The following is a 13,441-nucleotide window of genomic DNA, read 5'->3' on the forward strand; positions in this document are numbered from 1 at the left end:
GATGCGGGGCACCTAGCGCGCACGGAAAGCGGATGACATCGGTCGACAGCGAATGGCAACTGCGGGCAGACGACGGCGAGCGCGGGTCAGAAACGCATAGCAAGCGCTTTCCATCGCGGGAGAAGCTAGCCTGCGGCGCAAGGCGAGGACAAGAGGTACGGCATGGGGCGGGGCGATCGATGGCAGTGACGCTGGCGGATGTCGCGGCGCGGGCGCGGGTCTCGACGGCCACCGTCTCGCGCGTGCTGAACGGCAATTACCCGGTCGCCGAGAGCACCCGCGCCCGGGTGCTGCGCGCCGTGGCGGACCTGGAATACGTGGTCAACGGCCCGGCCAGCGCTCTGGCCGCCGCCGCTTCCGACCTGGTGGGCATTCTCGTCAACGACATCGCCGACCCGTTCTTCGGCATCATCGCCTCGGCCGTGCAGTCCGAGTTGTCCGCCGCTAATGGGCGGCACATCGACGGCGGGGCGGCCCCCCGAACGGGTGACGGCGACACGCGCCGGAGCCCGGGCGGCGGTCCCGCGCTCGTCCCGGCGGGCGAGAAACTGGCCGTTGTCTGCAACACCGGAGGCTCCCCGGAGCGCGAGCTGACGTATCTCACGCTGCTCCAGCGCCAACGCGCGGCTGCTGTCGTACTGACCGGCGGCGCGGTGAAGGACGCCGATCACGCCGCGGCCGTGACCGCCGCACTGACGCGGCTCACCGCGGCCGGCACCCGAGTGGTGCTGTGCGGCCGCCCGCCCGTGAGCCCGGAGTCTGGTGCGTGGGAGGCCAGGCCGGTTTCCGGAACATATACCGATCTGGAGGCACGCATCTTTCAGCGCGCCGTCCGAAAGGCGCCGGTCGCCCCCTCCCCCATCACGCTCGCCTTCGACAACCGCGGCGGCGCCCGACGGCTCACCGAGCACTTGATCTCGCTCGGCCACCGGCACATCGGGTACGTCGCCGGGCCGGCCGGACGCACCACGACCCGCCACCGCCTGGAAGGCCACCGCGAAGCCCTCTCCGCGCACGGCATCCCGGATCCGGCGCACCGCACCGTGCACGGCGCCTACGACCGCGCCGCCGGCTACGACGCCACCCTGGAACTACTGCGCCGGGACTCCACCTTGACGGCCATCGTCGCAGCCAACGACACCGCCGCACTCGGTGTGTGCGCCGCCCTGCGCGACCGTGGCCTGCGGATACCCGGCGACATCTCCGTGGCGGGCTTCGACGACCTGCCGTTCAGCGCGGACGCCGTCCCGGCGCTCACCACCGTTCGGCTGCCGCTCCAGGAAGCCGGGGCGCGGGCCGGGCGACTGGCGATGGGGCGCGAGATGCCGCCGCCGGGGGAGATCGCCACCATCCACGGCGATTTGGTGGTGCGCGATTCGACGTCCGCACCTTGACTCAGTCAACCTTGACTGGGTCAACGGTAAGGCGGGAGCGCCATGAGGGGTCGAGAGGTCCAGCAGGTCCGCAGCTTCAACCGCTTCTACACGAACCTGATAGGTGCCCTCGACTACGGCCGTCACCTCTACACCCCGTACACCCTCACCGAGGCCCGGGTCCTGTACGAGATCGCCCACGGCCACCGTGTGGACGCGGCCGACCTGCGCACTTCCCTCTCCCTGGGCGCCGGCTACCTCAGCCGGCTGCTCACCAGGTTCGAGGAGGGCAAACTGATCACCCGCGGCCCTTCCGAGCGGGACGGCCGACGGCAGCGCATCACCCTCACCGACCACGGCCGCGCGACCGCGGACCTCCTGGAGGAGCGTTCACGCCATTCCGCGGGGACGCTCCTCCAGCGCCTCCCCGCCCCCGACCGAGCGAGGCTGCTGGAAGCGACGGCAGCCATACAGGAGCTGCTCGGCGACCCGGCGGAGCGTCCGGCACCCGTGATGCGCCTGCGTGCTCCCGAGCCGGGCGACCTCGGCTGGATGGTGCAGCGCAACGCCGTCCTGTATGCGCGGGAGTACGGCTTCGACCTCGGTTACGAGGCGCTGGTGGTCCGGATCGTCGCCGGGTACGCCGAGCGTTACGACTCCCGCTGGGACCGCACCTGGATCGCCGAGTTGGACGGCGAACGGATCGGCGCGGTCATGTGCGTACGGAACGATGACGAGGTGGTCGGGAAAGCAGCGGACGGGACACCGCCCCGTACGGCCCGGCTGCGGCTGCTTCTCGTCGAACCGGAAGCTCAGGGACACGGCATCGGCCAGGCGCTGGTGTCCGCCTGCGTGAGTTTCGCCTGCGAGACGGGCTACCGCGAGCTGGTGCTGTGGACGAACTCCGTACTCAGCGCGGCCCGCGTGCTGTACGAGCGCGCGGGCTTCGAGCTGACCGCCGAGAAGCCACACCACAGTTTCGGCCGGGAGCTCGTCGGTCAGGACTGGCGTTTGCCGCTCTGATCTGTGTTCACATGGTTCTCATGAGCGATATGCGATATGCGTTCTCGACACTCGGAGTGCCCGGGATGCCGGTGGGCGAGGTCGTGCGGCTGGCGGCCGGTGCCGGATTCGGCGGGGTGGAGCTGCGGGCTCATCCCGAGGAACAGGTGCATCCGCGCATCGGCCTGCGGGAACGGGCCGCGGTGCGGGAGCAGTTCGCCGATGCCGGGGTGGAGATCCTGGCGGTGTCCGGCTATGCGCGGGTGGCCGCGGCCCACGACGAGCGTGGGGAGGAGGAGCTGGCGGCGGAGCTGACCGAGTTGGTGGTCCTCGCTTCGGACTTGGGTGCGAAGTTCGTGCGGGTGTTCCCGGGTGGTGGCGACCGACCCGCAGACGCGGCCGATGCGGACGCGGCCCGGCACCTGGCCGCGGTCGCGCCGTTCGCGGCGGAGCGTGGCGTACGCGTCCTCCTGGAGACGCACGACTCGCACCCGCGGGGAGCCGACGCGGCACGCGTGCTGGGTCCCGTGGGGCACCGCGACATCGGCGCTCTGTGGGACGTTCTCCACCCGTGGCTCGCCGGGGAGGAGCCGGTCGACACGTACGCCGCGCTCGCCCCGTATCTCGGCTTCGTGCAGGTCAAGGACGTCGCCTCCGCCGAGGACACCACTCCCCTGCCGCTCGGCACCGGCGCGGTACCGCTGACCGACTGCATCGGCGCGCTCGTTCGCGCACAGTGGAACGGCTGGCTGTGCTGGGAGTACGAGAAGCGCTGGTATCCACGGGCCGCCGACCTGCCGGGACTGCTCAGCGCGGGACGGGAGCACCTGGAACGGCTGGTGGCTTCGGCCGCCTCCTGAAGAACGCCCGTACGCGACACCCTGGAGCCTGCGAGGCCGCCAGGGCCTGAGATGCGCACGGGGTTCGTACGGCATTCTGCCGCCGAGGTCGCCGTTTTCCGCATGGCCCGCTGCCGCCTCAACAATCTATCCCCCCACATCCGCACCTTTTCCCGTATTCGCGCCGAATCGGGAACCCACCCGGTCCTCCGACCGTCAAATCGTTGTGCTGTGTGACCCCGCAGAGCGGTGTCGGCCTCGCTGCTGGCTGCGTTGCTGACCACCCTCTCCGCCGCCTGCGGCCAGCAGCACCCGCCACCGGTGCACCCCCTCCAACGCGCCGGTGGCGGATCACCTTTCCGGGGCGCGTACGTATGCGTCAGTGCGCCCGATTCCGCGCTGCACTCCTCCGCGCGTGGCAACCTTCCCCCGACTGGCAGAGCCGCTGAGCATTGACCGGCAATACTTTTCCGACTATCCGTGACTTCTTGGAAGTTTCCTTCACACCGCCGGGACCGCACTCGGCGAGGAAGCCCTCCGGAAGGAGCGCAGATGCACTCCAGACGTACCGTCCTGACCACCGCCGCGGCCGCCGCCTGTGCCATGGGTACGGGCGGCGGTGTCGTTCACGCCGTCGCTTCCGGCCCGCGCGCCACCGGTGTCGCCGATGCCGACGCCCATAACCGGGCGGCGCGGCTCATCTCCCGGATGAACCTTGAGGAAAAAGTCGGGCAGTTGTTCGTGATGCGGGTCTACGGGCATTCCGCGACCGCTCCCGACCCGGCCGACGCCGAGGCCAACCGCAAGGAGATGGGCGTTTCCAACGCGGCCGAACTGATCGCCAAGTACCACCTCGGCGGCATCATCTATTTCGGCTGGGCGCACAACACCCGGGAGCCCCACCAGATCGCCGACCTTTCCAACGGCATTCAGCGAGCCGCCGCCGCGCAGCGCATTCCCGTACCGCTGCTGATCTCCGTCGACCAGGAACACGGAATAGTGGCCCGGATCGGCGCGCCGGCCACGCTCTTCCCCGGGGCGATGGCCCTGGGTGCCGGCGGCTCGCGCGAGGACGCCCGGACGGCCGGCCGGATCGCCGGCGAGGAGCTGTACGCGATGGGCATCCGGCAGAACTACGCACCGGTCGCCGACGTGAACGTCAACGCCGCGAACCCCGTGATCGGCGTGCGGTCCTTCGGGTCCGACCCGCATGCGGTGGCGCGGCTGGTCACGGCCCAGGTGCGGGGTTACCGGAGCGCCGGGGTCGCCGCGACGGCCAAGCACTTCCCCGGGCACGGTGACACCGACACCGACAGCCACGTCGGCCTGCCGTACATCCGGCACACTGCCGAGGAGTGGGAGCGGCTGGACGCCCCGCCGTTCCGGGCCGCCATCGAGGCCGGCATCGATTCGATCATGACGGCGCACATCGTCGTCCCGGCCTTCGACGCCAGTGAGGATCCGGCCACGCTCTCCCGCCCGATCCTCACCGGCATCCTGCGCGAACGTCTCGGCTACGACGGCGTGGTGGTGACAGATTCGCTCGGCATGCAGGGCGTACGGACGAAGTACGGCGACGGCCGGGTCGCGGTGCTCGCCCTGAAGGCGGGCGTCGACCAGTTGCTCAATCCTCCCGACATCGCCGCCGCCTACGCCGGCGTTCTCAAGGCAGTACGGACCGGTGAACTGACCGAGCGCGCCATCGACGAGAAACTGCTGCGCATCCTGCGCCTCAAGGAACGGCGCGGGCTGTTCGTCGATCCGTACACGACGCAGCGCGCAGTGGACCGTACCGTCGGGACGCGGCGGCACCTGGCCACGGCCGACCGGGTCGCCGACCGTACGACGACGCTGCTCGTCAACGACGGCGGCCTGCTGCCGTTGTCCCGACGCGCGCAGCGGCGGCTGCTGGTGGCCGGCGTCGATCCGGCGTCGCCGTCCGGGACCGGCGGGCCGCCGACCAAGGTGCTTGCAGAAACCTTCAGGCAGCTGGGTTTCACGGCCACCGCGCTCCCCACCGGCGCCTCCCCCACCCGGGAACAGATCGACCAGGCGGTGACCGCGCTCGGCCAGCGGGACGCGGTGGTCGTGGCGACGTACAACGTCACGGCGTCCTCGTCGCAGCGCACCCTCGTCGACGCGCTGCTGGCCACCGGCAAACCGGTCGTACAGCTGGCCGTCCGCAACCCGTACGACATCGCGCACCTGCCGCGTGTACGGGCGGGCCTCGCCGCCTACTCGTGGACCGACGTCGAACTGCGGGCCGCGGCACGCGTGATCGCCGGCCGGCGCGATCCGGAGGGGAGGCTACCGGTTCCGGTGATGCACGCCGATACGCCGGGCAAGGTGCTCTACCCGGTCGGACACGGCCTGTCGTACTGAGCCGCGGAGCGGAACGGGTTGCATCCGGCGTACGGAGTTCCGGCCGTGGAACTCCGTACGGCTCCCGCGGTCCCTCGCGCGGCCGGTGTACCGCCGTCCCGGCAGCGGTTCGTACTGCGCACCCCGTACCCCGTGCGCAATGCGTCCGTTACGCCTGGCGTGCGCCCGAATACACGGGTCACGCTGGTCTGCACGCACCGGGGGACACAGGGGGCCGCGATGCGCGGGTTCAAGGGGTACGGCCGCGGTGCGCTCGGCTGCGCGACGGCGCTGCTGCTCACGGCGCTGCCCGCCTGTCAGCGCGAAGGCCACGGCACAGCCGCTGACCGGAACGGGGGTACGAGGGCTTCGTCCCCGTCGCCGACGGCGACGTTCCTCGCCCCCGGCACGTGCAGCACCCGCGGTCGCACCGTCTTCCACCAGGTGTCCTGCCGCAGCGAGAAGGCCGCGGCCCTGGTCCTGGCCCGGTACGACGGACCGCAGGCGCTGGGGCCGCTGTGCCCGGAGCGTACGGACTTCGTCCTGCACATCAGTGAACACCGGCCGGCCTCCGACGAGGACGGCGACGGTGCGGTGCCGCAGGGCTACGCCTGCATGCGCAACCTGGAAGCGCCGCACCCCGGTGACCCGGGTGGGGGCGGCGGCCCGCGCACCATCGTCGGCGACTGCCTCAGCCGACTGCGGCAGGGCGAGGTCAAGGAGACCGCCTGCGACGGTTCGGGGTCCCGCGCGCCGCGCTTCAAGGTGACGGCCGCGGTACGTGCCCGCGCGTCCTGTCCGGCCGACACGGAAATGTACGTACAACTAGGCGGCGGGGCACCGATCGGGTGCGCCCGCCGCCTGTGAGGTGTCACGGACCGGAGGGCAGCGCGGCTCCGTGGAGCAGTGCGGTCCCCGGCCCGGTGCCGGCGGCCCTGGCCGGGCCGGCCGGTCAGCCGTTCCGCGTCACGGACGCAGCATGTGCATCTTCGTGACGTCCCGCTTGTCCAGCTTCTTGTCGAACGGAGCCTGCGGCGTGGCCTGGGCGCCCGGCGCCACGTCGAGGCCCGCCCATTCGAGCAGCCGCTCGGTCGCCTTCTTGCGGTCGGCCTCCCGCAGCTTGGCGATGTTCGAGCCGTGGTTGCCGCCCGGGACGTTGAAGACGTACGAGTCCTCGGAGCCGGAACCCAGCCGGAACGGCTCGGAGCTCCACGGGTCCCACGTGCCGTTCACGAACATCATGCGCTCCGCGTGGTGGCGCACCCACCGGTCGACATCGCGCATCGCGTGCTTCTCGAACTTCATGGGGATGTCGCGCGGCACGAAGGTCCGGGAGTTGTTGATGCCCGGGTAGCGCAGCAGGTCCTTGAGGTTGTCGTACTTGTAGCCGGGCTCACCGAGCTGGGTGCCCGCCTGGTAGTAGTACGGCGTGTAGGACTCAAGACCCTGATCGGTGTAGCTGTTGAAGCCACCGACCTTGTCGATCCACTTCCACAGTTCGTCCGTGGAGGCGGTCTTCTTGGGCACCTCGGCGCAGGCGGTCGCGGCCGGCTGGTACTGCCAGAAGCCGAAGACCAGGTCGGTGACCAGGACCTCGTAGGCCTTGTCGACGTTGCCGACGACCTTGAAGGTCTGCTTGTTCTCCTTCGCCCACTGCGCGTAGCGCTTGACCATCTCGCCGCGGCGCAGCAGCGCCTCGCGCTCCACCGTCGCGAGGTCGGCGCGGCACTGCGCGGTGCCGACGGTGCGGAAGAACCGGTCGTACGCCGAGTCCTCCTTGTTGTTCACGTCGTTCGGCGCGACGTAGGCGACCGTGCCGTCCATGTCGTCCGGGAAGAAGCGGCGGTAGTAGGTCGCGGTCATGCCGCCCTTGCTGCCGCCGGTGGCGATCCAGTTCTGGTCGTAGATCCGGTGCAGCGCCTTGAAGATGCGGTGCTGGTCGTTGGCCGCCTGCCGGATGTTGAGCTTCTTCCAGTCGGCGGGCTGCGGCCGCGACGGCGTGAAGAAACGGTACTCCATCGACACCTGGTTGCCGTCGATGATCTGTGTCGGCTCGCTGCGCCGTACGTCCGTGTTGAGGTTGTAGCCGGACGTGAAGAACACCGTCGGGCGGTCCACGGACTTGTGCAGCAGGGTCAGCCGCTGCTGGAAGGTCCCCTCGGAGGGGTGCTGGTGGTCGATCGGCTGGGTGTAGTTCAGGACGAAGAAGCGGTAGCCGTCGACCGGCTTCTCCTGGATGAGGCTCATCCCCGGGATCGCCAGGATCCGGTCCTTGATGTCGGTCGCCTTCGGCTTCGCGGCGGTGGCCGCCGTCGCCGACGCCGTGCCGGCGCTCGCCGTGCCTATGAGCACCGCGAGCGACAGCAGGCATCTGATGGCCTTGCGCATGCACCCTCCCCTTGGGATAGCAAAGGTCGGGGTGAACCTATCGGCGCGACAACAGTCCCACCAGCCCCCTTTTTTCACAGGAGGCCGGCGGGACCGTCGCCGGAGCGGTCGGCGAGCGTCGGCACGGCGGCCGGCGGCCCGCCGTCGCGGCGATCACCGACCGGCCGCCGCAAGGGCCGAGACCGGTGGGCGCACGGGCCGACGGCCGTTCACCGCGGGGGTACGTCAGGCCGCCACCGACTCCTCCTCGCCCGTGAACGTGCGCCACAGCTCCGCGTACCGGCCGCCGCGGGCCAGGAGTTGAGCGTGCGTGCCGTCCTCGACGACGCGGCCGTGGGCCAGGACCACGACCCGGTCGGCGCGGGCCGCCGTGGTCAGGCGGTGCGCGACGACGAGCGTCGTACGGCGTCCGGACAGCCGGTCCGTGGCCTCGTTGACGGCGGACTCGGTGGCCAGGTCGAGGGCGGCGGTGGCCTCGTCGAGCAACAGGATGTCGGGGTCGACGAGTTCGGCGCGGGCGAGCGCGAGCAGCTGGCGCTGGCCGGCGGAGAGGTTCCGGCCGCGTTCGGCGACCTCGTGGAGGTAGCCGCCGTCCAGTCCGGCGATCATGTCGTGGGCGCCGACCGCGCGGGCCGCGGCCTCCACCTCGGCGTCGGTGGCGTCCGGCCGTCCGTACGCGATGGCGTCGCGGACCGTACCGGCGAACAGGTAGGACTCCTGCGGTACGACGCCGAGGCGGTGCCGGTAGCCGGTGAGGTCCAGTTCGCGCAGGTCCGTGCCGTCGACGCGGACGGTGCCCGAGGTCGGGTCGTAGAACCGCGCCACCAGTTTGACCAGCGTGGACTTGCCCGCGCCGGTCTCACCGACGAAGGCGACGGTCTGCCCGGCGGGGATGGTCAGGCTGATGCCGGAGAGCGCCGTGACGTCCGTGCCGTCCAGGGCGCTGGAGCCCTGAGGGGCGCCGGCGGCTGAAGCGGCGCCGGAAGCGGGCGAGGCGCCGGTGCCGGGTCCGTCCGCGCCGCCGTACCGGAAGTGCACGTCGTCGAAGACGATCTCGCCCGCCAGCTCGCCCACCGGACGTGGATCGGCGGCCTGGGGCGTGGTGGTCGGTTCGCGCAGCAGTTCCTGGATGCGGCCGAGCGAGACGGCGGCCTGCTGGTAGCCGTCGAAGACCTGCGAGAGCTGCTGTACGGGAGCGAAGAACAGGTCGATGTAGAGCAGGTAGGCGACCAGCGCACCCGCCGTGAGGGTGCCCTCGCCCACCCGGCCGGCGCCGACGATCAGGACGAGCGCCGCGGCGGCGGAGGACAGCAGCTGGACGAACGGGAAGTAGACGGAGATCAGGAACTGACCGCGGACCCGGGCGGCGCGGTAGGCGTGGCTGCGCTCCGCGAACCGGTCGGCGCCGCTGCGCTCGCGGCGGAACGCCTGGACGATGCGCAGTCCGGCGACGCTCTCCTGGAGGTCGCCGTTGACGGCGCTGATGCGTTCGCGGGCCAGTTCGTACGCCTTCACGCTCTGCTTGCGGAAGAAGTACGTACCGATGATCAGCGGCGGGAGGGTGGCGAAGACGACCAGGGCCAGCTGGACGTCGATGACCAGGAGGGCGACGAGTATGCCGAAGAAGGTCAGGACGGAGACGACGGCGGTGACCAGTCCGGTCTGCAGGAACGAGGACAGGGCGTCCACGTCCGTCGTCATCCGCGTCATGATCTTGCCGGTCAGCTCGCGCTCGTAGTAGTCGAGGCCGAGGCGCTGGAGCTGCGCGAAGATCTTGACGCGCAGCGAGTACAGGACGCGCTCGCCGGTACGGCCCGTCATGCGGTTGGAGCCGACCTGGGCCACCCACTGGGCGAGTACGACGAACAGGGCCAGTCCGGCGGCCGTCCAGACGCCGGCCAGTTGCGCGCGCCGTACGCCGTCGTCGATGCCCTGCCGGATGAGGACGGGGAGCAGCAGTCCGGCCACGGCGTCCACGGCGACCAGTGCGAGGGCGACGGCGAGCGGGCCGCCGAATCCGCGCAGGAGGCGCCGCAGCCCGTAGGACTTCTCGGGGCGGGCGGCCTGCTCCTCGTCGATGTCGGGAGTGTCGGTCGCGGGCGGGAGCGCGGCGACCTGGGCGAGGAGTTCGGGGGTGGCGGGCATGCCGGGGGCGGCGTCGGTTGTCCCGGCATCGGGTCCGGTGCCGGTTTCCTTGCCGGTGCGGACCCACAGTTCGGGGGTGATGCCCTGTACGCGGTGGTCCGGAGCGGTGTTCTCGGGCGCCGAGCCTGCCGGGTCGCGGTCGGTGCCGCCCAGTTCCTCCGGGTCGGTCAGCAGCCGGCGGTACAGCTCGCAGCGGCCTTCCAGTTCCTCGCGCGTACCGATGTCGACCAGTCGGCCGCCGTCCAGGACGGCGACGCGGTCGGCGAGGGCGAGGGTGGAGGCGCGGTGCGCGATCAGCAGCGTGGTGCGGCCCGCCATCACTCCGCGCAGCGCCTCGTGGATCTCGTGCTCGACCCGGGCGTCGACGGCGGAGGTCGCGTCGTCCAGGACCAGCAGCCGCGGATCGGTGAGGATGGCGCGGGCCAGCGCGACCCGCTGGCGCTGTCCGCCGGACAGGGTCAGGCCCTGCTCGCCGACCTCGGTGTCGTACCCGTCCGGCAGGGCGGATATGAAGCCGTCGGCCTGTGCGGCACGCGCGGCGATACGTATCTGCTCGTCGGTGGCGTCCGGGGTTCCGTAGGCGATGTTGTCGCGCAGGGAGTCGGAGAACAGGAAACTGTTCTCCGGTACGAGGCCGATGGCCGCGCGCAGCGATTCGAGGGTCAGGTCGCGGACGTCGTGGCCGCCCACCAGGACCCGGCCCGCGGTCACGTCGTAGAAGCGCGGCAGCAGCAGCGAGACGGTGGATTTGCCGCTGCCGGACGTGCCGACGACGGCGACGGTCTCGCCGGGCTCGATGCGCAGCGAAAAGTCCTCCAGGACGGGGCGGCCCTTGCCGTACCCGAAGGAGACGTTTTCGAACTCGACCGTGGCGGGCGCGTCGGCGGGCAGTTCGTGCGCGTCCGTGCGCTCCTCGATGACCGGCTCGGTGTCGACCAGCTCGAAGACGCGCTCCACGCCGGCCCGTGCCTGCTGCCCGACGGTCAGCATCATCGCGAGCATCCGCACCGGCGCGACGAGCTGGGCGAGGTAGGTGGAGAAGGCGACGAAGGTGCCGAGGGTGATCTGCCCGTTGGTGGCCAGCCAGCCGCCGAGCGCGAGCATGGCGACCTGGCCGAGGGAGGGTACGGCCTGGAGGGCGGGGGTGTAGCGGGCGTTGAGCCGTACGGTGCGGAGCCGCCCGGCGAAGAGGCGGCGGCTGACCGTACGGAGTTTGCCGGCCTCCTGCGCCTCCTGGCCGAAGCCCTTGACGACGCGTACGCCGGAGACCGCGCCGTCGACGACGCCCGCGACGGCGGCGGCCTGTCCCTGCGCGTACCAGGTGGCGGGGTAGAGGCGCTTGCGGCTGCGCTGGGCGATGAACCACAGGGCGGGGGCGACGGCGAGCGCGACGACGGTGAGCAGCGGGGAGAGCACCACCATCACGACCAGGGAGATCGCGAAGAGCAGGATGTTCCCGATCATCATCGGGAGCATGAACAGCAGGCTCTGGATGAGTTGCAGGTCGCTGGTGGCGCGGCCGACGACCTGGCCGGTGCTCAGTTCGTCCTGCCGGTGTCCGTCCAGCCGGGCGATGGACCGGAACATCCGGGTGCGCAGATCGTGCTGTACGTCCAGGGCCAGCCGTCCGCCGTAGTAGCGGCGGACGTAGGTCAGCCCGTAGACGGCGAGCGCGGCGACGATCAGCAGGGTCGCCCAGGGTGCGAGCGGGCGCTCATGGCTGACGATCACATCGTCGATGATCAGTTTCGGGATGAGCGGGACCAGGGCCATCACACCCATCCCGGCGAGTGACGAGCCGAGTGCGAGCAGTACGTCCTTCTTGTACTGCCAGCACAGCCGTGTCAGCCGCCGTGCCCAGCCGCCCTGTCTCGATGGATCGGTCCCCGTCCCCGTCACGCACTGCCTCCTGCATCTCGTCGTTCACCAGGAGGCACCAACGCCGTGGGCAGCGGATTTCATCCCGCTGCAACATTGCGGCGTGGCGCGCGGAAGGGGTCAGTGACCGCCGGGGCGCACCGTCAGGCTGTAGAGGCGGGTGATCTGCTTCGGGCTCTCGTTGTCGTCGCTGACCAGAAGGAGGCGCAGCCGTCCGCCGGGCGCGCGGCCGGTGATGGTCATGCCTTCGATGTTGTCCAGCAGCGGATTGGTCTGCGGCTGGTGGGCGGGGGCACCCAGGGTCGGGCAGGCGCCGAGGTCGGCGAGGAGTTTCTTGTGAGCGGGGCGGACGGTCTTGCCGCCCGGCAGTTCGGCGACGCCGCTGACGTCGCTCGCGCGGCGCGGGTCGGCGAGGTAGAGGCGCACGGTGTTGCCGACGCCGGCCGTGAAGCCGCGTTCCAGGACGAGCAGCCGGCCGTCGGTGAGGGCGGCGACCTCCGAGACGCCCAGTCCGGCGTCGACCGGGTAGGCGTACTGCCTGCTCAGCCGGTACGCCGCGGGGCCGGGTCGGCCGCCGTGCCGCTGCCAGGTCTGGAAGCGCAGCAGCGGGCGGCCCGCAGTGTCCTTGCCGTCGCCGGTGAGTGTGCCTTCCATGGCGGCGGTCAGTGTGCCGCCGCCGGGCCGGAGGGTGAGGCCCTCGAAGGTCTGGTTGGCCTGGGCCCGTCCGGCCGGCGCGACCCGTAGTGCGCCGGGGACGGGCAGGCGCGCGAGGAGCGCGCCGGAACGGTCGTAACGCCGTACGGAAGGCTCCGTCTCGGACGAGACGAGGTAGCCGCCGCCCGGCTCGACGGCCAGGCCCTCGGCGTCGAGGACGGCGCCCTGCTCGTCGGTGATCTTGGTGGTCCGCACCGGCCGGTGGTGCTGTCCGTCCAGCTTGATGAGCAGGGAACGGTCGGAGAGGGCGGCAACGGATCCGTCGGTGTCGCGGGCGAGGGCGGAGAGATTGCCGACGAAGGTACCGTGGAAGGTGGTCTTGTCCAGGGCGTCGGAGTAGCGGTCGAGGGAGACGGACGGGGAGCAGGGGTGGCCGCCGCCCGTTCCCGCGCGGTGATCGTCGTCACCCGGCCGCGAGTTGTCCGTACATTTCCTGTCCGCGCATGACGTTTCCACGCGTGCCGAGGCAGCGGAGGTTCCCGGGCCCGCGGCGGTGCCGGCCGGCCGGTTCGGCGCGGTGGACCGGCCCGGGCCCTGGGTGGCCGAGGCCGCCGGGTCCGGCGCGCCCGCCGGAACTCCTTCGGCGCACGCCGTGATGCAGCCGACGGCCAGCACTGCTGCGGTGACTCGGACAACCGCGGAACGTACGCGCACGGGGGATCCTCCGGTTCGTCGACGCCCAGGGGCGGACGCCCCCGGGATGCGGGCAGGCCCCGACGCGGGCCCGCCCCAGTGTCGACC

Annotated in this window: 8 protein-coding genes; 5 read left to right on the forward strand and 3 right to left on the reverse strand. The window is 71.2% G+C overall.

The features are described 5' to 3' along the window. The first annotated feature begins 179 nt into the window (after nucleotides 1–179). The 5 genes from ACH4FX_RS09970 (at nucleotide 180) to ACH4FX_RS09990 (ending at nucleotide 6,442) form a co-directional block, all read left to right on the forward strand. Nucleotides 180–1,394: a LacI family DNA-binding transcriptional regulator gene (locus tag ACH4FX_RS09970; RefSeq protein ID WP_398477003.1), complete on the forward strand. Its 1,215-nt coding sequence runs from the start codon at nucleotides 180–182 to the stop codon at nucleotides 1,392–1,394. A gap of 42 nt (nucleotides 1,395–1,436) precedes the next feature. Continuing rightward, the gene (locus ACH4FX_RS09975) at nucleotides 1,437–2,396 is read left to right on the forward strand and encodes a GNAT family N-acetyltransferase (protein WP_398477004.1); all 960 of its coding nucleotides are present in this window, start codon (nucleotides 1,437–1,439) and stop codon (nucleotides 2,394–2,396) included. 29 nt (nucleotides 2,397–2,425) lie between these two features. Then, a complete protein-coding gene (locus ACH4FX_RS09980; protein ID WP_398477064.1) occupies nucleotides 2,426–3,235 on the forward strand; it encodes a sugar phosphate isomerase/epimerase family protein in 810 nt (269 codons plus the stop codon). A 531-nt stretch (nucleotides 3,236–3,766) separates the two neighbouring features. Continuing rightward, nucleotides 3,767–5,596, forward strand: a complete 1,830-nt coding sequence (locus ACH4FX_RS09985; RefSeq protein ID WP_398477006.1) for a glycoside hydrolase family 3 protein — start codon at nucleotides 3,767–3,769, stop codon at nucleotides 5,594–5,596. Nucleotides 5,597–5,815: 219 nt separating this feature from the next. Then, a complete protein-coding gene (locus ACH4FX_RS09990; RefSeq protein ID WP_398477008.1) occupies nucleotides 5,816–6,442 on the forward strand; it encodes a hypothetical protein in 627 nt (208 codons plus the stop codon). Between the two features lie 99 nt (nucleotides 6,443–6,541). On the opposite strand, the gene ACH4FX_RS09995 is transcribed toward ACH4FX_RS09990, so the two are convergent. The 3 genes from ACH4FX_RS09995 to ACH4FX_RS10005 form a co-directional block, all read right to left on the reverse strand. Continuing rightward, the gene (locus ACH4FX_RS09995; RefSeq protein WP_398477010.1) at nucleotides 6,542–7,963 is read right to left on the reverse strand and encodes a S28 family serine protease; all 1,422 of its coding nucleotides are present in this window, start codon (nucleotides 7,961–7,963) and stop codon (nucleotides 6,542–6,544) included. A gap of 225 nt (nucleotides 7,964–8,188) precedes the next feature. Further along, a complete protein-coding gene (locus ACH4FX_RS10000) occupies nucleotides 8,189–12,007 on the reverse strand; it encodes an ABC transporter ATP-binding protein (RefSeq protein WP_398477012.1) in 3,819 nt (1,272 codons plus the stop codon). Between the two features lie 99 nt (nucleotides 12,008–12,106). Further along, complete coding sequence (locus ACH4FX_RS10005) at nucleotides 12,107–13,354, reverse strand: esterase-like activity of phytase family protein (RefSeq protein WP_398477014.1); 1,248 nt, start codon at nucleotides 13,352–13,354, stop codon at nucleotides 12,107–12,109. Between the last annotated feature and the right edge of the window lie 87 nt (nucleotides 13,355–13,441).

Origin of the sequence: Streptomyces sp. NPDC018019, assembly GCF_044327805.1 — a bacterium.
Classification (GTDB): domain Bacteria; phylum Actinomycetota; class Actinomycetes; order Streptomycetales; family Streptomycetaceae; genus Streptomyces.